This is a genomic window from Streptomyces sp. NPDC031210 (assembly GCF_055570395.1).
On record NZ_JBVIHH010000013.1, the window covers coordinates 114,476 to 133,809 of the forward strand.

Here is a 19,334-nt window from a genome sequence, read left to right on the forward strand (position 1 = left end):
GGGGTGGTGGGCGGGGTCACGGCGGCCGGGCTCACGTGGTGGCCCCGGCCGGCGGTTCGGGCGTCGCCTGGGCCGGCCCGCCGGCCGCGCGCAGGGTGAGGACCATCGTCATGCCGCCCGCGGGGGTGTCCTCGGCGGTGAGCGTGCCGCCCATCGCCTCGGCGAAGCCGCGGGCGACGGCGAGACCCAGGCCCACTCCGGCGCCGCGCGGGGCGTCGCCGTGGCGCTGGAACGGCGCGAAGATCCGGTCCTTGGCGCTGTCGGGGACGCCCGGGCCGCGGTCGGTGATCCGCAGCTCGACGCGGTCGCCGAGCGCGCTGGCGGCGACCAGGACCCGCTCGCCGTCGGGGCTGTACTTCACGGCGTTCTCCACGACGTTGGCCACCGCCCGCTCCAGCAGGCCCGGGTCGGCGGCGACGATCGGCAGCTCCTCGGGGATGTCGAGCGTGACGCTGCCTTCGGGCACCCCGCCGAGCGCCATCGGCACCACCTCGTCGAGGTCGATCTCGCGGATCAGCGGGGTGACCGTGCCGGTCTGGAGGCGGGACATGTCCAGGAGGTTGCCGACCAGGTGGTCGAGCCGGTCCGCGCCCGCCTCGATGCCGGCCAGCAGCTCCGCCTCGTCCTGCGGGGACCAGGCGACGTCGTCGGAGCGCAGGGAGGTGACGGAGGCCTTGATGCTCGCGAGGGGGGTGCGCAGGTCGTGGCTGACGGCGGCGAGCAGCGCGGTCCTGATGCGGTTGCCCTCGGCGAGTTCCCTGGCCCGCGCCGCCTCGTCCACCAGCCGCTGCCGGTCCAGGACGACGGCGGCCTGGGCGGCGAACGCGGCCAGCACGCGGCGGTCCTCCGCGGGCAGCACCCGGCCGGTCAGCGCCAGTGCCAGGTGGTCGCCGACGGGCATGTCGACATCCGCGTCCTCGGGGCGCCGCGGCGGCTCGCCGCCCCCGGTGCCGCCGGCGCGGCCCGCGCACGTCCACGGCTCGGTGTCGCCGCCGCGTTCCAGCAGCGCGACCGTCTCCATCGCGAAGGTCTCCCGGACCCGCTCCAGCAGCGCGTCCAGGGTCGTCTCACCGCGCAGCACGCTGCCCGCGAGGAAGGAGAGGATCTCCGACTCGGCGCGCAGTCGCGCCGCCTGGTGGGTGCGGCGGGCGGCGAGATCGACCACCGAGGCGACGGACACGGCCACCGCGAAGAAGATCACGATGGCGACGAGGTTGGCAGGGTCGCTGACGGTCAGGGTGTGGGTGGGCGGCGTGAAGAAGAAGTTCAGCAGCAGCGAGCCCGCGGCGGCCGACGCGAGCGCGGGCAACCGCCCGCCCAGCAGCGCCGCGACGACGGTCAGGAAGAGGAACAGCAGCACCTCGTTGGCCAGCCCCGGGCCGTCCGGGTCGCTGGGCAGCAGCAGCGAGAGCAGCGCCGGGCCGACGATGCCGACGAGCCAGCCGGCCACCAGCCGGGCCCGGCCCAGTCGCGCGCCGCGCGCCACCGGCAGTCCCCGGCCGCGGGCGGCCTCCTCGTGGGTCACGATGTGCACGTCGAGGTCGGGGCCGGAATCGCGGGCGACGGTGGCGCCCACGCCGGGCCCGAAGACGTACTGCCATGCCTTGCGGCGGCTGGAGCCGAGAACGATCTGGGTGGCGTTGACGCCCTGCGCGAAGTCCAGCAGCGCGCGGGGGATGTCGTCGCCGATGACGTGGTGGAACGTTCCGCCCAGGTCTTCCGCCAGGGTGCGCTGCGCGGCGAGTTCCTCGGGCGAGGCGGAGGTCAGTCCGTCGCTGCGCGCGATGTAGACGGCGAGGACTTCGCCGCCCGATCCCTTGGCGGCCATCCTGGCGGCGCGGCGGATCAGCGTCCGCCCCTCCGGGCCGCCGGTCAGGCCGACGACGATGCGTTCGCGGGCCTGCCAGGTGGAGCGGATGGAGTGCTCCGCGCGGTACTCCTGGAGGTATTCGTCGACACGGTCGGCGACCCACAGCAGCGCCAGCTCGCGCAGCGCGGTGAGATTGCCCGGCCGGAAGTAGTTCGACAGGGCGGCGTCGACCTTGTCGGACCGGTAGATGTTGCCGTGTGCCATGCGGCGGCGGAGTGCCTGTGGCGACATGTCGACCAGTTCGATCTGGTCGGCGCGGCGGACGATCTCGTCCGGCACGGTCTCCCGCTGGCGGACGCCCGTTATCGATTCGACGACATCGCCGAGTGACTCCAGATGCTGGATGTTGACGGTCGAGACCACATCGATGCCGGCCTCCAGCAGCTCCTCGACGTCCTGCCAGCGTTTGCCGTGCCGCGAGCCGGGGACGTTGGTGTGCGCCAGTTCGTCGACGAGCGCGACGGCCGGCGCGCGGGCCAGGACCGCGTCGGTGTCCATCTCGGTGAACGTCGTCCCGCGGTACTCCAGCCGCCGCCGCTCGATCCGCTCCAGGCCGCGCAGCATGACCTCGGTGCGCGGCCGGTCGTGGTGCTCGACGAACGCCACCACCGCGTCGGTACCCCGCTCCACTCGGCGGTGCGCCTCGGCGAGCATCGCGTAGGTCTTGCCGACCCCCGGTGCCGCACCGAGATATATGCGTAGCTTGCCGCGTGCCATGGCCTCTTCGTCTTACGGGAGGACAGCCCCCACCGGGCTGGACCTGACCCGACCCTACCGGGGGACAACGGGACGAAAGCCGCGGGTGGCGTCTTCTCGCCGGGTCTTGACGCGACCCTGATGCGCCCGGGCGAGCACGCCACCGCAGGGCGGCCGGACCGGGCAGGCGCCGGAAAAGTCCGTCGCCGGGGCACGACCCCGGCTGCGAGGATGAGCCGCATGACCGAGGTCACTCTCGCCCATACCGCCGACCTGGACGCCGCCACCCGCAAGGCGGCCCGCGCCCTGCTGTACGACGTCTTCGACGACATGACCGCGGAGGACTGGGAACACGCTCTGGGCGGTGTGCACGCGCTGGTCCACCAGGACGGCGAGCTGATCGGGCACGCCTCGGTGATCCAGCGGCGCCTGCTGCACGGCGGCCGGGCGCTGCGCTGCGGCTACGTCGAAGGGGTGGGCGTCCGCGCGGACCGCCGCGGCCGCGGGCACGGCGCGGCCCTGATGAACGCCCTGGAGCGGGTGGTGCGCGGCGCCTACGACCTCGGCGCGCTGGGCGCCTCCGACGAGGGCGCGGCCTTCTACGCGGCGCGCGGCTGGCAGTTGTGGCGGGGCCCGTCCTGGGCGCTGACCCCGGCCGGCGTACGCCGCACCGCGGAGGAGGACGGCTGCCTGTACGTCCTGCCCGGCCCCGTGCCGCTGGACCTCGACGGCGACCTGACCTGCGACTGGCGCGACGGCGACGTGTGGTGAGGGCCCTGGGACACCCGCCCGTTCACACGGCCGAGGGCCGTACTCCCCTTGAGGAATACGGCCCTTGGCAACCGTCGCTCGTGCACCGCCGGCGGGCGTCCGCCGCGCCGGCCGGCCGGCCCCCACGGTCGCGTCAGCGGATCTCGGTGATCTCCGGTCCGCGCTCCAGCCGGTCCACGCCGCCGCCGAAGCGCGAGCCCTCGGCCGGCTCCTGCTGGACGCCGTCCGGCACCATCTGCGCGTCGTCGGGCAGCTTCAGGACGATCGGGTCGCGCGGCGCCATCGGGGCGTCGCCCCGGACGACGACGGTGTCCCGGAAGATGTGCTCCAGCACCCCGGCGGCCTGCGGCTGCACCGCGCCCTGGCCGGAGATCACACCGCGCAGGAACCACCGCGGGCCGTCGACACCGACGAAGCGCACGACCTGCACGCCGTTCGTCCCGTCGGGCAGTTGCACGGGCACCTGCGCCCGCAGCTCCCAGCCCAGCGGGCCCTCGACCTCGTCGATGACACCGCCCTGCTGGGTGATTCCGGAGGCGATCTCCTCGCGGACCTCGCCCCAGATCCCCTCGTTCCTCGGGGCGGCGAAGGCCTGCAGTTGCACGGCGCTGTCCTGGAGCACCACGGTCGCGGCGACGATCGCGTCACCGGCGACCTCCACCCGCAGCTCCATGCCCTCGACACCGGGCACGAACAGTCCGCCCAGGTCCACCCGGCCCTCGCCCGGCTGCTTGACCTCGGACGCGTCCCAGGGGCCGTCCGGCCGCGGCGCGGGCGGAAGGCCCACCCGCCGGCCTGTCTCCTCGTCCCCGTCGGCGTCGCTCGCCGCTGCCTCCTCGGCGAGCGCCGTGTCCTTCGCGGGCTCTTCAGGAGCCTCGTTCTTCTTGCGACGTCCGAACACGTCACTGTCCTTCCCGGTCGGCACCGACCGATGCGTATCCATTCCCGCCCGTGGAGCCGCCCACCGCCGCATGACCGCCGGTGGAACCGAATCCCCCCTCGGCCCGCGCCGAGCCGGGAAGCTCCGCCACCTCGTGGAAGCGCACCTTCTCGACCTGCTGGACGACCAGTTGGGCGATCCGGTCGAACCTCTCGAATCGCACGCTCTCGCGCGGATCCAGATTGACCACGATCACCTTGATTTCCCCACGGTACCCGGCATCCACCGTCCCGGGGGCATTCACCAACGCCAGCCCGCAGCGGGCGGCCAGCCCCGACCGCGGGTGCACAAATGCCGCGTAACCGTCAGGCAGGGCGATCGACACTCCCGTGGGGAGCACCGCGCGCTCCCCCGGCGCGAGTTCGGCGGCCACCGTGGTCACCAGATCCATGCCCGCGTCGCCGGGATGCCCGTACGACGGGACGGGCACGTCCGCGTCCAGCCGCCGCAGCAGCACATCCACCGGATTGCGTACCTCGCTCACGGGTTCACCTCGAATGCACGCGCGCGCCTGAGCTGGTCCGGGTCTGCCATCGCCGCCTGGATCTCCTCGGGCCGTCCGTTGTCGATGAAGTGGTCGACCTTCACCTCGATGAACACCGCCTCCGCGCGCACCGCGACGGGACCGTCCGGAGCGCCTATCCGCCCCACGGCCGTCGAGTAGATCTTCCGCCCGTGCACCGCGGTGACCCGCGCGTCCAGATGCAGCACCGTGCCCAGCGGCACCGGCCGCACGAAGTCGGTCTCCAGCCGGCCGGTCACCGCGATCACCCGCAGCAGCCAGTTCAGCGAGCCGAGCGTCTCGTCCAGCGCGGTGGCCAGGACACCGCCGTGGGCCAGGCCCGGCGCGCCCTGGTGGGCCTCCTTGACGGTGAACTCCGCGCGTACGCTCACACCGTCGCCGGCCCGCGCCTCCAGGTGGAGGCCGTGCGGCTGGCCGGTTCCGCAGCCGAAGCACCGGTCGTAGTGCGCGCCGAGGAGTTCTCCGGGGGCCGGCGCGTCGGGATGCCGGAGCGGAGCGACGGCGTCCTTCGGTGGCGTCAGCCGCGCCCTGGGTTCGTCAGTTGCACTCACGAGTGCAGACCCTACCCGCGCGGGTAAGGGGCCCGCTCCGCCGTGCCAAGCTGGAGCCATGCAGTCGTACGAAGAACGCCTCACCGCGCCCCGCTCCTGGTGGGTGATCGCCGCCCTGATCGGCGTCGCCTGCGCCTTGATGCTGCTCCCTCTGGGGACGCTGCCGATGCTCGGCGGGCTGATCGGCGGCGGCGCGCTGGCCGCGGTGGTGGTCAGCGCCTACGGCTCGGCCCGGATCCGGGTGGTGGGCGGTGCGCTGATCGCGGGTGACGCGAAGATCCCGGCGACGGCGCTCGGCGAGGCCGTGGTGCTGGACGCCGACGAGGCGCGGGCCTGGCGGACGCACAAGGCCGACGCCCGCGCGTTCATGCTGCTGCGCGGCTACATCCCGACGGCGGTGCGGGTGGAGATCATCGATCCGGCGGACCCGACGCCGTACGCGTATCTCTCGACGCGGGAACCGGAGCGCCTGGTGGCGGCGCTGGCGGCGGTCCACACCTGACGGGCGGCTGCCGGGGGGACGCCGGGTGCTCCGGGGGCTCCTCTACGGGAGCGGGCCGCTCCCGGCCGTCGCGTCGTCCTGCGGGGCGTGCGCGGCGGAGGCGGGCAGGGCGTCCCACGGGATCTGCCGGGAGCGCAGGTCCTCGCGGACCTTGTGCGCAAGCTTTCTGGTGTCCCGGCGGTTCATGAACGCGCCGACGGCGGCGCCGACCATGAACGGCGCGAGGTTGGGGAGGTTGCGCAGCGTGCGCTTCATGATCCGCTGGCGCAGTTCGCGCCTGAGCTGCCCGCCGAGCGCGGCGTTCAGCGACGCGGGTCTGCTGATCTCGACGCCCCGCTCCTCGGTCCAGGACGTGAGGTAGGCCATCGCGCGCTGTTTGAGGTTCCCCGGGGGCCGCAGGCCGTAGACCTCGTGGAGTTCGGCGATCAGTTTGATCTCGACGGAGGCGACGCCGGCGACCTCGGCGGCCAGTTCGGCCGGCATGGCGGGTGGCACGGGCAGCATCGCGGCCGCGCCCACGCCCGCTCCGACGGTGGCGGCGGCGCGGGAGGCGCCCGCGACGAGCTTGTCGGCGAGTTCCTCGGGGGTCAGACCGGGGAACTGCGCGCGCAGGGTGGCGAGATCGCGGACCGGGATCCTCGGTGCGGCGGCGATGATCCGGTCGGCGATGACGGCGAGCGTGGCCCGCGCGCTGACTCCGCCCCTCTTCGCGCCACGGCCGAACGCCCCCGCGAGCGAGGCCGTGCGGCCTCGCTCCTGCGGTGCACCGGTCGTCCGCTCCGCGGGGAGGGCGGTCGGGTCGGCGGGCACGGGCGCGGTTTCCTCGCGTGATCGTGCGCCGGCCGCCGAGCCTTTCTCGCCCTTGTGGCCCTTACGGAACGGGTTCACGCCTGCCACGGCGTAGACCGCTGCTCAGGCCGCGCAGTCGCGGCAGATCGGCTGGCCGTTCTTGTCCTCAGCCGCGAGCTGGCTGCGGTGGTGGACCAGGAAGCAGCTCATGCAGGTGAACTCGTCCTGCTGCTTGGGGAGCACGCGGACCGCGAGCTCTTCGTTCGAGAGGTCGGCGCCGGGGAGTTCCAGGCCCTCGGCCTGCTCGAACTCATCGACGTCGACGGCCGAGGTGGACTTGTCGTTCCGCCGGGCCTTCAGCTCCTCGATGCTGTCCTCGTTGAGGTCGTCATCGGTCTTTCGTGGGGTGTCGTAATCCGTAGCCATGTGTCGCTCTCCCCCTCTGGGTGTCTGCGGTGTCTCAGCGCTCGTAACGCGTGAGAGGCCGGACTTGTGCCCGACCTGAGGCGGAGATTTTGCCTCACATCAAGGTCTGTTACTCAATCGACACCCAACCGCACCTCTGAAGAGGCGATCGGTTTGGATGCGATCAGGACCGTACACGGTCCGAAAGTCGCACCTCGCGCAGCCCATCCCGTGTACTTCCCGTGATCAGGGCCCCGGGAAACCCGGATTTTCCCGGCTTTCCACCGGGCATTTCGATCACGGAGGGTAGATGGCCGGAATTTCGCGCCTGTGAGGGATCACACACGGTCAAGGTGGCGGGCGGACCAGCCGAATTCCGCGCAAAGCGAACGAGGCGAAGGATCCTCGCCCACCCGCCCTCACGTCAAACCGCGAGGCGAAGCGGTGTGCGCCCGCCCCGCGGGCGACCTCACGCACAGATGTCCGAGGTCACCCGCGGCCTCCCGCGGGCCCTCCACGGGCCGCACAACCCCCTTGCGGGCCCCGCGGGAGCGCCCCGGCGGGTCCGTCAGAGCGGCAGTACGACCCGCATGACCAGTCCGCCGCCCTCGCGCGGCTCGGCCATGATGCTGCCGTCGTGCGCCCGGACCACCGAGCGCACGATGGACAGCCCCAGACCGACGCCCTTGTCGCTGCCGGTGCGCTCGGTACGCAGCCGCCGGAACGGCTCGAAGAGGTTCTCCACCTCATAGGCCGGGATCACCGGGCCGGTGTTGGCGATCACCAGGACCGCGCAGCCGGGCTGCTCTTCGGTGGTGACCTCCACCCAGCCGCCCTCGGGGACGTTGTAGCGGACGGCGTTGTGGACGAGGTTCAGCGCGACCCGCTCCAGCAGCACCCCGTTGCCCTGGACGACGACCGGCCGGCGGGCCCCCCGGAACTCCACGCCCTTTTCCTGCGCCTCCGCACGCGTCTGCTCGACCGCCTGCGAGGCGACCTCCGCGAGATCGACGGGCTTTTTGTCGACAATCTTGTTCTCGCTGCGGGCGAGCAGCAGCAGCCCCTCCACCAACTGCTCGCTGCGCTCGTTGGTCGCCAGCAGCGTCTTGCCCAACTGCGCCAGCTCCGGGGACGCGTCCGGGTCGGCGAGCTGCACCTCCAGCAGCGTGCGGTTGATCGCCAGTGGCGTGCGCAGCTCGTGCGAGGCGTTGGCGACGAAGCGGCGCTGTGACTCGAAGGCCCGGTCGAGGCGGTCCAGCATCTCGTCGAAGGTGTCGGCGAGCTCCTTGAGCTCGTCGTCCGGTCCGCCCAGCTCGATCCTGCGGTGCAGGTCGGAGCCGGCCACCCGCTGGGCGGTCCGCGTGATGCGGCCCAGCGGCGACAGCACCCGGCCCGCCATGGCGTAGCCGAACGCGAAGGCGACGACGGTCAGCCCGAGCAGGGCCAGCAGCGAACGGTTGAGGAGGTTGTTCAGCGCGACGGCCCGCTGGGTCTGGAGGCACTGGCCGACGGCGCCGTTGAGCTGCTCCACGACGGTGACGTCGGACAGCCGGGGACACGTGGTGCTGGTGATGTGCAGCTCGTCGGCGTCCACGATCCTGAAGGGCAACTGGTTGCCGACGCTCAGCGCGTCCGCCGCCAGCATGTAGATGATCGACAGCAGCACGATGCCGGCCATCAGGAACATGCCGCCGTACAGCAGCGTGAGCCGTATCCGGATGGTGGGCCGCAGCCAGGGGAACGGCCGCAGGGGGACCGGCTGCGGGTCCCAGGTGGGCTTGGGAGGCGTGCCCGGGGGCGGTGTGGGCGCCTTGGAGAACGAGGGAAGGGAAGGCATCGCCGGTCAGATCCGGTATCCCGAGCCGGGGACGGTGACGATCACCGCGGGTTCGCCGAGCTTGCGGCGCAACGTCATGACCGTCACCCGGACGACGTTGGTGAACGGGTCGGTGTTCTCGTCCCAGGCCTTCTCCAGGAGCTGTTCGGCGGAGACGACCGTGCCCTCGCTGCGCATCAGCACCTCCAGCACCGCGAACTCCTTCGGCGCGAGCTGGACCTCCTTGCCGTCACGGAAGACCTCGCGGCGGTTGGGGTCGAGCTTGATGCCGGCCCGCTCCAGGACCGGCGGCAGGGCGACGGTCGTACGCCGTCCCAGGGCGCGCACCCGGGCGGTCAGCTCGGTGAACGCGAACGGCTTGGGCAGGTAGTCGTCGGCGCCGATCTCCAGGCCCTCCACGCGGTCGCTGACGTCACCGGAGGCGGTGAGCATCAGCACCCGGGTGGGCACGCCCAGCTCGACGAGCTTGCGGCACACGTCGTCGCCGTGGACGACCGGGAGGTCGCGGTCCAGGACGACGACGTCGTAGTCGTTCACCGCGATCCGTTCCAGGGCGGCAGCGCCGTCGTAGACCACGTCGACGGCCATGGCCTCCCGGCGCAGTCCGGTGGCCACCGCATCGGCGAGCAGCCGCTCGTCCTCGACGACGAGAACACGCACGTCGCTAGTCCTTCCTCAGGGCCCTCACGGGCAGCACAACAATGTCTTGACAGCCCTTCCATCCTGCCCCGAAGAGCGATAAACCGGCGGTAAGGGGGGACCACGGGCGTACGGGGCGGGTGCGCGACGCCCGATCGGGGGGATTCCCGTACGGGTTGAGGTTTCCCTGAGGTTGCGTGCGGGGAGGACGACTGCACACCCGCGATCACGCCCTGTGCGGCGGCATGCCACAGCCTGCTCCGCACAACAGGGACCACGCCGTGATCGACCCACCCGTCGGCACACCCCCGTGCCACCGACCCACGACGAGGGGGCGCACCATGGACGCGTTCACCGCAGGCATTCTGCAGCGCATACGGAACACCGAAGCCGATCTGGACCGGGCCCGCGCGGCGGGCGACGACTTCCTCGCCGAGGTCGAGCAGGCAGAGCTCGAAGACCTGCAGCGACTGGCGACCGAGCACGGAGTGAAGGTCGGCGTGGCCAGCCCCGCCTGATCCCGCTTTCCCGTACGACAGCGCCCCGGCACCCGGTGGAGGTGCCGGGGCGCTGTCGTGCCCCGAGCGGGACTACACCGGCGAGCGGGACTACACCGGCGCCCGCCGGTCAGTCGTGCCAGGCCCCGAGCTCCTCCAGGAGCGGCTGGAGCTCGTGGAAGACGGCCGGTGAGGCGGCGACGGTCAGCTCACCCGAGGCGGCCCGGCCGGGGCGGCCGCCGGTGAGGGCGCCCGCCTCGCGGGCGATCAGCACACCCGCCGCCAGGTCCCACGGGTTCAGGCCGCGCTCGTAGTAGGCGTCGACCCGGCCGCAGGCCACGTCGCACAGGTCGATGGCGGCCGAGCCGCCGCGCCGGATGTCGCGGACCCGCGGGATGAGGGTGCGCAGCACCTCGGCCTGGGCGACCCGGCGCTCGGTGAGGTAGCCGAAGCCGGTGGCGACCAGTGCCTGGGAGAGCGGTGGAGCGGGCCGGTGACGCAGCCGCTCGCCGTTGTTGAAGGCGCCGCGGCCCAGGACGGCCTCGCAGGTCTCGCCGCGCTCGGGGGCGGCCACGACCCCGACGACGGTCTCGCCGTCCTTCTCGGCGGCGATGGACACCGCCCAGGACGGCAGCCCGTAGAGGTAGTTGACGGTGCCGTCGACGGGGTCGATGACCCAGCGCACACCGCTGCTGCCCTCGACGCTCGCCCCCTCCTCGCCCAGGAAGCCGTCGTCGGGACGGTGCTCGGCGAGGAAGCCGGTGATCAGCTTCTCGGAGGCCAGGTCCATCTCGGTGACGACGTCGATGGGGCTGGTCTTGGTGGCGGCCACGCCCAGATCGGCCGGCCGGCCGTCGCGCAGCAGGGCCCCGGCGCGGCGGGCGGCCTCCAGCGCCAGTTCGAGAAGTTCGTCCTTCAACCGGTCGGCGTGCGGGTCGGGGTGCAGCGGGTCGGACACGGTGCTCCTTGCTCGGGTGAGCGGTGGTCGGGCGGGAGGCGGGGCGGTCGGGCCGGGGCCGGCCGGGTAACCGGTGCCGATCGGGGCGCCGGGATCGGTCTGGCCTCCAAGCCTCCTGGCTGCCGGGCTTCCGGTTGCAGGGCTCCCGGGCCTTGGGGCTATACGGGAGCCGTGGCCGACGGGCCCTGCCAGTCCGCGCCGGCGGCGGCCGGGCGCGGCGTCCGGGCGGGGCAGCAGCCCACCGGGCACAGGTCGTGGGAGGCGGCGAGGGCGCCCAGCGCACAGCGCTCGGGGGACTCACCCCGCTCGGCCGCCGCGCGCTCCAGGAGGAGGTCGCGTACGGCGGCGGCGAACCGCGGGTCGGCGCCGACGGTGGCCGACCGGACGACCGGCAGCCCCAGTTCGGCGGCCTTGGCGGTGGCTTCGGTGTCGAGGTCGTACTTGACCTCCATGTGGTCCGAGACGAAGCCGATGGGCGCCATGACGACGGCGGTGGCGCCCGCGTCGCGCGCGTCCCCCAGGTGGTCGCAGATGTCCGGCTCCAGCCACGGGATGTGCGGGGCGCCGCTGCGGGACTGGTAGACCAGCCGCCAGGGGTGGTCCACGCCGGTCTCCGCGCGCACCGCGTCCGCGATCAGCCCCGCCACCTCCAGGTGCTGCGCCACATAGGCGCCGCCCGCGCCGTTGGCCGTGTGGTCCTCGGGCGTGCCGGAGGTGTCGGCCGCGGCGACGGGGATCGAGTGCGTGGTGAAGGCGATATGGGCGCCCGCCCGGGCCTGCGAGGACAGCTCGGCGAGCGAGGACAGCACGCCGTCGATCATCGGCCGCACGAACCCGGGGTGGTTGAAGTAGTGCCGGAGCTTGTCGACCCGCGGCACCGGCAGCCCTTCGGAGTGCAGGACGGCGAGCGCGTCGGCGAGGTTCTCGCGGTACTGCCGGCAGCCCGAGTACGAGGCGTAGGCGCTGGTCGCCAGGACGGCGATGCGGCGGTGGCCGTCACCGGCCATCGTGCGCAGGGTGTCGGTCAGGTAGGGCGCCCAGTTGCGGTTGCCCCAGTAGACCGGCAGGTCCAGGCCGTTCTCGGCGAAGTCCTTGCGCAGCGCGTCCAGCAGCAGCCGGTTCTGGCCGTTGATGGGGCTGACGCCGCCGAACAAAAAGTAGTGCCGTCCTACTTCTTTGAGGCGCTCGCGGGGGATGCCGCGGCCCCGGGTGACGTTCTCCAGGAAGGGCACGACGTCGTCGGGACCCTCGGGGCCGCCGAAGGACAGCAGCAGCAGGGCGTCGTAAGGGCTGGGTGTCCCCCCGGCGGAGCGAGGGGCGCGATCGCACTGTTCGGGCATGTCACCGATCCTGCCACCCTTCCCCGGGACGCGGCGGACAGGCCCCGTTCGCGGTGGATCCGCGCGGCGGCGCGGTCGCGGCCCGGTCCTCGCGGTGCGCGGGCGGGCGGCGAAAACCGGGAGCGTCCGGCATCCCGCCGCCCGTAAGCTGTATAGACGTCAGTCGTCCCTTACCGATCTTCGGTCCTCACCCGGCGGAGCACCCCCGTTGCCCAGTCCCTACCGCGCCATCTTCGGCCGCCCCGGCACCACATCGTTCTCCGCCGCCGGACTGCTGGGCCGTATGCCGCTGTCGATGCTGGGCATCGGCATCGTCACGATGGTCTCCCAACTCACCGGCCGTTACGGCCTGGCGGGAGCCCTGTCCGCGACCCTCGCCCTGTCCGCCGCCGTGCTCGGCCCGCAGATCTCCCGACTGGTCGACCGGCACGGCCAGCGGCGGGTCCTGCGTCCGGCCACCTTGGTGTCGATCGCCGCGGTCGCCGGTCTGCTGCTGAGCGCGCAGCAGGGCTGGGCGGACTGGACGCTCTTCTTCTTCGCCGCCTGCGCGGGATGCGTGCCGAGCGTGGGCTCGATGGTCCGGGCGCGCTGGGCGGAGATCTACCGCGGCTCGCCGCGCGAGCTGCACACCGCCTACTCCTGGGAGTCGATCGTCGATGAGGCGTGTTTCATCGTCGGACCGATCCTGTCCATCGGCCTGTCCACCGCGTGGTTCCCGGAGGCGGGGCCGCTGCTGGCCGCGGCCTTCCTGACCGTCGGCGTCTTCTGGCTGACCGCGCAGCGCGCCACGGAGCCGGTGCCGCATCCGCGTGAGCAGCATTCCAAGGGGTCCGCGCTGCGCTCGCGGGGCCTTCAGGTGCTGGTGGTGACGTTCGTGGCGACCGGCGCGATCTTCGGGGCGATCGACGTGGTGACCGTCGCGTTCGCGGAGGAGGAGGGCCACAAGGCCGCCGCCTCCCTGGTGCTGGCCGTCTACGCCCTCGGCTCGTGCCTGGCCGGCGCCGTCTTCGGGCTGCTGCACCTCAAGGGGCACCCGTCCGGCCGCTGGGTGGTGGGGGTCTGCGCGATGGCGGTGAGCATGGTGCCGCTCCAGTTGGTGGGCTCCCTGCCGCTGCTGGCGGTGGCGCTGTTCGTCGCGGGCCTCTCCATCGCCCCGACGATGGTGACGACCATGGCGCTCATCGAGGAGCACGTACCGCGCGCCAAGCTGACCGAGGGCATGACGTGGACGAGCACCGGCCTGGCGGTGGGCGTCGCGCTCGGCGCGTCGGCGGCGGGCTGGGTGGTGGACGCCGCCGGGGCCGGCCGGGGCTATCTCGTGCCGTGCGTGGCGGGCCTGATCGCGGCGCTGGTGGCGTTCGCGGGCTACCGCAGGCTCCGCCCGCCGCCCGCGCCGGCGACGGGTCCCGGAATAGCGGCGGACCAGGCGGCGGGCCGGGCCGCGAAGGAGCCGGACGGGGAGCGGGTCGCGTGACCGGAGACGGGCCGCCGAGGGCCGAGGCGGGATGTCCGAGAGGCGGGCGATTCCGGCCGATTCCTTGATCGTGTGATTCCCGTCACCCCACCTGGATGACACGTCGCCGACTGACATCATGCGCTCACACCAACGGCCGCCGGAGCCCGGTCGGCCCGCGCTGAGGGGAGGGGACGTCACCATGGCAGCCAGCAACGCCGTCGGCGGCTCGGGAGGACGCGGCCGGGGAGGTCCGTGGCGCAACTGGGCGGGCAACGTCACCGCCCGCCCCACCCGCACCGTTGCCCCCGCCACCACCGAGGAACTGGCCGCCGCCGTCCGCGCGGCCGCTGCGGACGGCCTGACCGTCAAGGCGGCCGGCACCGGCCACTCCTTCACCCCGGTCGCCGCGACCGACGGGCTGCTGATCCGCCCCGACCGGCTGACCGGCGTACGCAAGATCGACCGCGCGGCGGGCACGGTGACGGTGGCCGCCGGCACGCCCCTGAAGGTGCTGAACCAGACGCTGGCCGCGCACGGACTGTCGCTGACCAACATGGGCGACATCATGGAGCAGACCGTCTCGGGGGCCACCAGCACCGGCACCCACGGCACCGGCCGCGACTCGGCCTCCATATCCGCCCAGATAACCGGCCTGGAACTGGTCACCGCCGACGGCTCGGTCCTGACCTGCTCCCCCGAGGAGAACGCCGACGTCTTCACGTCGGCCCAACTGGGCCTGGGCGCGCTGGGCGTCATCACCGAGCTGACCTTCGCCGTGGAGCCGGAGTTCTTGCTGACCGCCCGTGAGGAACCGATGTCCTACGACGAGGTCACCGCCCGGTTCGACGAGCTGTTCGCCGAGAACGAGCACTTCGAGTTCTACTGGTTCCCGCACACCCTCCGCTGCAACACCAAGCGCAACAACCGCAGCCACGGCCCGGCGGCGCCGCCCGGCAGGCTCAGCGGCTGGATCGAGGACGAGCTGCTGTCCAACGGCGTCTTCCAGCTCGCGTGCGGCGCCGGCCGGACCGTGCCGGCCGCCGTCCCGGGCATCGCCAAGATCTCCAGCCGAGCGCTGTCGGCCCGTACGTACACCGACATCCCCTACCGGGTGTTCACCTCCCCGCGGCGGGTGCGGTTCGTGGAGATGGAGTACGCGGTGCCCCGCGAGGCGGCGGTGACGGTGCTGGGCGAGCTGAAGGCGCTGGTGGAGCGTTCCGGTTTCCGGGTCAGCTTCCCGGTGGAGGTGCGCACCGCGCCGGCCGACGACATCCCGCTGTCCACCGCCTCGGGCCGGGACACCGCCTACATCGCCGTGCACATGTACCGGGGGACGCCGTACGAGGCGTACTTCACGGCCGCCGAGCGGATCATGACGGCGCACGACGGGCGCCCGCACTGGGGCAAGCTGCACACCCGCGACGCGGAGTATCTCGCGGCCGCCTATCCCCGCTTCGGCGAGTTCACGGCGGTGCGTGACCGGCTGGACCCCGAGCGCCGCTTCGCCAACGGGTATCTGCGGCGGGTCCTGGGCGACTGACGCGCCGACGGCCATGACCCGCCGCCCTCTCAACGGGGCGCCGGTTCACGGCCACGCGGTCCGCCCCTACCCGGGAGGCGTCCGGTCTCAGGAGGCGCCGGGCGCGGGTGCTCCCTGGGCGCCGGAGTCCTGCTGTCGCTGCTGAGTTCCGCCGTCCTGGTCGGTGGTCGAACCGTCGCCGCTCGTGCCCGTGCCCGTTCCGGAAGAGTGACTTGGCGAAGGGTTGGTTGACGGGGAGGACTCCGGGTCGGGCGAGCGGCTGCCGCCGTCGGAGGGTGTGGGCGACGGGGACGGCTGCCCGGGGCCGGTCTCCTCGCCGGTGCCGGAGCCGTCGGAGCCACGGGGGTCCGGGGACGGCTCGTCGCCCCTGTCATCGCCGGTGCCGGTGCCCGCCGAGTGATCGGGGCCGGGCGACGGCGGGGTGGCGGGCTGGTGCCGGCCCGCGCCGCCGGGGCGGGTGAGGTTGCTGAGCGTCGTGCCCTTCTCCCCGCTCGGCGTCTGACCGGTGATCAGCTCCGTGGCGGTGACCACGCCCATGGCGAGCACGAAGACGGCGAGCGCGGCGAGCGCCGGCCGTTTCCAGCCACGCAGCCGGGTGCCGTAGGTGGCGGTGCTGACCTCTTCGGCCCGCGCCGCGGGCATCATGGCGGTGGCGGCGGCGTTGGCGGCCGGCCGGGAATCGGCGTGGCCCAGTGCCATGGTCCGCTCGTCCAGGCGCGGCACCAGTTGCGTCCGGTCGGCGGCCCGCAGCATCCGCGTGGAGTCGTCGCCCTCGGCGTCGCCGTCGGACCCGGGGTGGGCGTAGTCGGGTGCGGGGTGGGCGCCGTCGGGTGCGGGGTGGGCGCCGGCCGGGTCCCGGCGGTGCGGCGGAGCTGCCCGCGCGAGGAGCTGCGTACGGTCGGCGTCGGCGCCCGGCCTCCTGGCCGCGACGGAGGTGACCTCGTCCTCCGCGCCCTGCTTGTCGAAGGTGGGCAGCACCATCGTGGGTTCGGCGGGTGGTGCGCCGGTGGTGGATCGGGAGTCGGCGGTGGAGAAACGGCGTGGCTTCGGCCGGGTGGTGACCGTCGCCTCCTTGAGCTGCTCGCCGGTGCGTCGGAACAGGTGCTGGAATATCGAGCCGCCGGTCGTGGCGACGACGCTGACGACACCCGCGCCGATGATGGTTCCGTAGACGCCGAGCCGGCCCGCCAGGTACGCGGCGATGGCCGCCGCGAGCGCGCTGCCCGCGACCTGCGCGACGCTCAGGTCGAACCGCTTCTCCTTCTTCTTCGTGTCCGTTTTGGTTTGTTCGTCCATCTCCAGCCTCTGATCGCCCCTTCGATCCATCTTGCACGGAGAAGAGACCATTCGGCGGAGTCGATAGTTCCTGTTCCGGTGATTGTGTGAACATCGCCACGCCTGGGCAGGTAGAGAGATCGACAAGACGACCCAACTCCGTTGGCGCGCCAGAACTTCGGCGGCGCGGCGGTCCACCTCGGTGGCCCGAATGGAGTACTGTGGCGAGCCCTGGCCCCGGTTCCCGTCCGGCTGCCCGGACCCGCGGGAGGGGCCCTGAAGTCGGCACTCTCCCTGGGGTGCCGTCGCTCGGCACGGGTGATCGGTCACAGGGCAGCGACATGGTCACCGAACGTTGCGAACTGGTAACCGTGTCATGACGGCGTTTCTGGGCCAGACCCCGACGCGCCGGGCAACTCGGCAATGTTGTGGCAGGCTGCACCCGGGCAGGCCACACTCGACTAGCGGAAGCAGCGACGCACGTGACGTCGGCAGGCACCACCCGGGAGGTCCCCATGCCCGAACTGCGTGTCGTGGCCGTCTCCAACGACGGCACACGGCTGGTGCTCAAAGCTGCGGACAGCACCGAGTACACGCTTCCGATCGATGAGCGGCTGCGCGCCGCCGTCCGCAACGACCGTGCGCGTCTCGGCCAGATCGAGATCGAGGTCGAGAGCCACCTGCGCCCGCGGGACATCCAGGCCCGTATAAGAGCCGGTTCCTCCGCCGAAGAGGTCGCCCAGTTCGCCGGCATCCCCGTCGACCGGGTGCGCCGGTTCGAGGGTCCGGTACTCGCCGAGCGCGCCTTCATGGCCGAGCGCGCCCGTAAGACACCGGTACGACGCCCCGGCGAGAACGCCGGCCCGCCGCTCGGCGAGGCCGTCGCGGAACGGCTGCTGCTGCGTGGCGCCGACAAGGAAAGCGTCCAGTGGGACTCCTGGCGCCGGGACGACGGCACCTGGGAGGTGCTGCTCGTCTACCGCGTCGCGGCCGAACCGCACTCCGCGAGCTGGACGTACGACCCGCCCCGCCGGCTCGTCCAGGCCGTGGACGACGAGGCGCGCGCGCTGATCGGCGAGACCGACGACACGCCCGAGCCGAGCTTCCCGTTCGTGCCCCGGATCGCGCGGCTGCCGCGCGACCGGCCGCTGGACCGTGCCCTGGACCGCCAGATGCCCGACCGCGCCGAGCGGGCGGAGCGTGCCGCCGCGTCCGAGGAGGACAACGAGGCGCGCGCGCTGGAGGAAGCCGTCGGCGAGCGGGAGCGCGAGCGGGATTCGCTGACCAGCTTGCTGGAGGCGGTGCCGAGCTTCCGTGGCGACATGGTCGTGCCCGAGACCGCCAAGGCGCCGCAGAGCGAGGAGGCGTCGGAGGCCGAGGTCGAGGAGCCGCCCGCGGCGAGCGCGAGCGCGGGTTCGGCGTACGCCGATGTGCTGATGCCGCGGGCCGTGGCCGGTCATCGCGACCGGCTGACCGGGACGACGGACCGGCAGGCCGAGGCCGACGGCGTGCGGCCCGGGCGCCGGGCCGCGGTGCCGAGTTGGGACGAGATCGTCTTCGGCACCCGGCGCAAGAAGCCGGAATGACGGGGGCGGGCCTTACCCGCTCCGCCCTTACCGGCCGTTCCGCCGCAGCCTCCGCCTCCGCCTGGTGAACCGTTACGGCGGTCTGCCGTAGCGACATCGCACCTGTTCCCCCGTCGCTCGTCCGCCCGCCCCTGTTGTCGAGGGGCGGGCGGACGCGTGTGCGAGTGGACGCGCGTGCGGCCGGAGGCGGCGGGCGGGGCGCTCAGCCCGGCTGGGGGCCGGTCGCGACCGGACGGTCCGGGTCGGACGACCATTCGCTCCAGGAACCGACGTACAGCGCGGCGGGGATGCCCGCGACCGCGAGGGCGAGCACCTCGTGGGCGGCGGAGACACCCGAGCCGCAGTAGACACCGACCTCCGTCCCGGGTTTGGCGCCCAGCGCCGCGAAGCGCTCGGCGAGCTCGGCCGCGTCGCGGAAGGTCGTGCCGCCCTCGGTGACGTTCTCGGTCGTCGGTGCGGACACGGCACCGGGGATGTGGCCGGCGATCCGGTCGATGGGCTCGACCTCGCCCCGGTAGCGCTCGCCCGCCCGCGCGTCCAAGAGCACTCCGCGGCGGGCCAGCGCGGCGGCGTCGTCAGCGGTCAGCAGCGGCAGCGACCCGGGCACCGGTGTGAAGTCACCGGCTCGCGGAGTCGGTTTGTCGACATTCACGGCCTCGCCGGATGCCCGCCAGGCGGCCAGGCCGCCATCGAGGACCCGGACATCGGGGTGGCCCGTCCAGCGCAGCAGCCACCACGCGCGGGCGGCGCCCCAGCCCTGCCCTCCGTCGTAGACGACGACGCGGCGGTCCGCGCGGACGCCGGCCGCCCGCATGGCCTCGCCGAACACGGCGAGGTCGGGGAGCGGGTGCCGGCCGGCCGCGCCGGCCGGTCCGGCCAACTCCCGTTCGAGGTCGACGAAGACGGCACCGGGCAGATGCCCGGCCTCGTACTCCTGGCGGCCGGGCGGACCGCCGAGCTGCCAGCGGACATCCAGGAGCACCGGGGCGGCGGGCCCGGTCAACTCGCTCGCGAGTTCGGTAGCGGTGATGATGGCGTTCATGACCCTCATCCTTGCGTAGCGACGGCTACGTTCGGAAGGCGGGCGCGCACCCTCCGTATGGCGGAGTTACGCCGAAGGGCAACGTGACCGAAACGGACGTGAAATAGCAAAACGGTC

The 19,334-nt window shown here is 72.9% G+C and carries 18 protein-coding genes; 6 read left to right on the plus strand and 12 right to left on the minus strand.

Features of this window, described 5'->3' with window-relative positions; translation table 11 throughout:
- Positions 1 to 31: 31 nt before the first annotated feature.
- Complete coding sequence (locus tag ACZ45Z_RS23530; RefSeq protein WP_468365650.1) at positions 32 to 2,587, minus strand: DUF4118 domain-containing protein; 2,556 nt, start codon at positions 2,585 to 2,587, stop codon at positions 32 to 34.
- A gap of 210 nt (positions 2,588 to 2,797) precedes the next feature.
- Between ACZ45Z_RS23530 and ACZ45Z_RS23535 the strand changes: the two genes are divergently transcribed.
- A complete protein-coding gene (locus ACZ45Z_RS23535; RefSeq protein WP_468365653.1) occupies positions 2,798 to 3,337 on the plus strand; it encodes a GNAT family N-acetyltransferase in 540 nt (179 codons plus the stop codon).
- Between the two features lie 133 nt (positions 3,338 to 3,470).
- Here ACZ45Z_RS23535 and ACZ45Z_RS23540 read toward each other — a convergent pair whose 3' ends face one another.
- The 3 genes from ACZ45Z_RS23540 to ACZ45Z_RS23550 are packed head-to-tail and all read right to left on the minus strand — an operon-like array spanning position 3,471 to position 5,351.
- Positions 3,471 to 4,238 carry a DUF3710 domain-containing protein gene (locus ACZ45Z_RS23540; RefSeq protein ID WP_468365655.1) on the minus strand — a complete coding sequence of 256 codons (768 nt, stop codon included), beginning with the start codon at positions 4,236 to 4,238 and terminating at the stop codon, positions 3,471 to 3,473.
- A gap of 1 nt (position 4,239) precedes the next feature.
- Positions 4,240 to 4,761 carry a dUTP diphosphatase gene (gene dut, locus ACZ45Z_RS23545; protein ID WP_468365658.1) on the minus strand — a complete coding sequence of 174 codons (522 nt, stop codon included), beginning with the start codon at positions 4,759 to 4,761 and terminating at the stop codon, positions 4,240 to 4,242.
- A complete protein-coding gene (locus ACZ45Z_RS23550) occupies positions 4,758 to 5,351 on the minus strand; it encodes a PaaI family thioesterase (RefSeq protein ID WP_468365660.1) in 594 nt (197 codons plus the stop codon). Before ACZ45Z_RS23550 ends, dut begins: the two co-directional genes overlap by 4 nt.
- Before the next feature lie 58 nt (positions 5,352 to 5,409).
- Between ACZ45Z_RS23550 and ACZ45Z_RS23555 the strand changes: the two genes are divergently transcribed.
- Complete coding sequence (locus tag ACZ45Z_RS23555) at positions 5,410 to 5,853, plus strand: DUF3093 domain-containing protein (protein ID WP_468365662.1); 444 nt, start codon at positions 5,410 to 5,412, stop codon at positions 5,851 to 5,853.
- A gap of 42 nt (positions 5,854 to 5,895) precedes the next feature.
- Here ACZ45Z_RS23555 and ACZ45Z_RS23560 read toward each other — a convergent pair whose 3' ends face one another.
- The 4 genes from ACZ45Z_RS23560 to ACZ45Z_RS23575 all read right to left on the minus strand — a co-directional run bounded on the left by ACZ45Z_RS23560 (position 5,896) and on the right by ACZ45Z_RS23575 (position 9,544).
- The gene (locus ACZ45Z_RS23560; RefSeq protein ID WP_468365665.1) at positions 5,896 to 6,750 is read right to left on the minus strand and encodes a hypothetical protein; all 855 of its coding nucleotides are present in this window, start codon (positions 6,748 to 6,750) and stop codon (positions 5,896 to 5,898) included.
- Between the two features lie 15 nt (positions 6,751 to 6,765).
- Positions 6,766 to 7,068, minus strand: coding sequence for a DUF4193 domain-containing protein (locus ACZ45Z_RS23565; RefSeq protein WP_393893387.1), 303 nt, complete (start codon positions 7,066 to 7,068; stop codon positions 6,766 to 6,768).
- A gap of 547 nt (positions 7,069 to 7,615) precedes the next feature.
- Positions 7,616 to 8,884 carry a sensor histidine kinase gene (locus ACZ45Z_RS23570; RefSeq protein ID WP_468365667.1) on the minus strand — a complete coding sequence of 423 codons (1,269 nt, stop codon included), beginning with the start codon at positions 8,882 to 8,884 and terminating at the stop codon, positions 7,616 to 7,618.
- Positions 8,885 to 8,890: 6 nt separating this feature from the next.
- Complete coding sequence (locus ACZ45Z_RS23575; protein WP_468365669.1) at positions 8,891 to 9,544, minus strand: response regulator transcription factor; 654 nt, start codon at positions 9,542 to 9,544, stop codon at positions 8,891 to 8,893.
- 320 nt (positions 9,545 to 9,864) lie between these two features.
- On the opposite strand from ACZ45Z_RS23575, the gene ACZ45Z_RS23580 reads away from it, so the two are divergent.
- Positions 9,865 to 10,041, plus strand: a complete 177-nt coding sequence (locus tag ACZ45Z_RS23580) for a hypothetical protein (protein ID WP_468365672.1) — start codon at positions 9,865 to 9,867, stop codon at positions 10,039 to 10,041.
- Positions 10,042 to 10,150: 109 nt separating this feature from the next.
- On the opposite strand, the gene ACZ45Z_RS23585 is transcribed toward ACZ45Z_RS23580, so the two are convergent.
- Both ACZ45Z_RS23585 and ACZ45Z_RS23590 read right to left on the minus strand, forming a co-directional pair.
- Positions 10,151 to 10,978 (minus strand): inositol monophosphatase family protein, encoded by an 828-nt coding sequence (locus ACZ45Z_RS23585; RefSeq protein WP_468365674.1) that lies wholly within the window; start codon positions 10,976 to 10,978, stop codon positions 10,151 to 10,153.
- Positions 10,979 to 11,136: 158 nt separating this feature from the next.
- Complete coding sequence (locus ACZ45Z_RS23590; protein WP_468365676.1) at positions 11,137 to 12,318, minus strand: ferrochelatase; 1,182 nt, start codon at positions 12,316 to 12,318, stop codon at positions 11,137 to 11,139.
- A gap of 208 nt (positions 12,319 to 12,526) precedes the next feature.
- Here ACZ45Z_RS23590 and ACZ45Z_RS23595 point away from each other — a divergent pair, with 208 nt between their 5' ends.
- Positions 12,527 to 13,792 (plus strand): MFS transporter, encoded by a 1,266-nt coding sequence (locus tag ACZ45Z_RS23595; RefSeq protein WP_468365679.1) that lies wholly within the window; start codon positions 12,527 to 12,529, stop codon positions 13,790 to 13,792.
- A gap of 181 nt (positions 13,793 to 13,973) precedes the next feature.
- Positions 13,974 to 15,314, plus strand: a complete 1,341-nt coding sequence (locus ACZ45Z_RS23600; RefSeq protein ID WP_468365682.1) for a D-arabinono-1,4-lactone oxidase — start codon at positions 13,974 to 13,976, stop codon at positions 15,312 to 15,314.
- Positions 15,315 to 15,401: 87 nt separating this feature from the next.
- On the opposite strand, the gene ACZ45Z_RS23605 is transcribed toward ACZ45Z_RS23600, so the two are convergent.
- A complete protein-coding gene (locus ACZ45Z_RS23605; protein WP_468365685.1) occupies positions 15,402 to 16,610 on the minus strand; it encodes a DNA polymerase III subunit gamma/tau domain-containing protein in 1,209 nt (402 codons plus the stop codon).
- 494 nt (positions 16,611 to 17,104) lie between these two features.
- On the opposite strand from ACZ45Z_RS23605, the gene sepH reads away from it, so the two are divergent.
- Entirely contained in the window at positions 17,105 to 18,175 is a 1,071-nt protein-coding gene (gene sepH, locus ACZ45Z_RS23610; protein ID WP_468365687.1) for a septation protein SepH, read from the plus strand.
- 202 nt (positions 18,176 to 18,377) lie between these two features.
- Here the strand turns inward: sepH and ACZ45Z_RS23615 are convergent, their stop codons facing one another.
- The gene (locus ACZ45Z_RS23615; RefSeq protein WP_468365689.1) at positions 18,378 to 19,217 is read right to left on the minus strand and encodes a sulfurtransferase; all 840 of its coding nucleotides are present in this window, start codon (positions 19,215 to 19,217) and stop codon (positions 18,378 to 18,380) included.
- Positions 19,218 to 19,334 lie beyond the last annotated feature (117 nt).

What these genes read in the sequence shown, in the direction of transcription:
- ACZ45Z_RS23580 (WP_468365672.1), top strand. Translation starts at nt 9,865, where the DNA reads ATGGACGCGTTCACCGCAGGCATTCTGCAGCGCATACGGAACACCGAA.
- ACZ45Z_RS23535 (WP_468365653.1), top strand. Translation starts at nt 2,798, where the DNA reads ATGAGCCGCATGACCGAGGTCACTCTCGCCCATACCGCCGACCTGGAC.
- ACZ45Z_RS23555 (WP_468365662.1), top strand. Translation starts at nt 5,410, where the DNA reads ATGCAGTCGTACGAAGAACGCCTCACCGCGCCCCGCTCCTGGTGGGTG.
- ACZ45Z_RS23565 (WP_393893387.1), bottom strand. Translation starts at nt 7,068, where the DNA reads ATGGCTACGGATTACGACACCCCACGAAAGACCGATGACGACCTCAAC.
- ACZ45Z_RS23590 (WP_468365676.1), bottom strand. Translation starts at nt 12,318, where the DNA reads ATGCCCGAACAGTGCGATCGCGCCCCTCGCTCCGCCGGGGGGACACCC.
- sepH (WP_468365687.1), top strand. Translation starts at nt 17,105, where the DNA reads ATGCCCGAACTGCGTGTCGTGGCCGTCTCCAACGACGGCACACGGCTG.
- ACZ45Z_RS23570 (WP_468365667.1), bottom strand. Translation starts at nt 8,884, where the DNA reads ATGCCTTCCCTTCCCTCGTTCTCCAAGGCGCCCACACCGCCCCCGGGC.
- ACZ45Z_RS23600 (WP_468365682.1), top strand. Translation starts at nt 13,974, where the DNA reads ATGGCAGCCAGCAACGCCGTCGGCGGCTCGGGAGGACGCGGCCGGGGA.
- ACZ45Z_RS23605 (WP_468365685.1), bottom strand. Translation starts at nt 16,610, where the DNA reads ATGGACGAACAAACCAAAACGGACACGAAGAAGAAGGAGAAGCGGTTC.
- ACZ45Z_RS23615 (WP_468365689.1), bottom strand. Translation starts at nt 19,217, where the DNA reads ATGAACGCCATCATCACCGCTACCGAACTCGCGAGCGAGTTGACCGGG.
- ACZ45Z_RS23530 (WP_468365650.1), bottom strand. Translation starts at nt 2,587, where the DNA reads ATGGCACGCGGCAAGCTACGCATATATCTCGGTGCGGCACCGGGGGTC.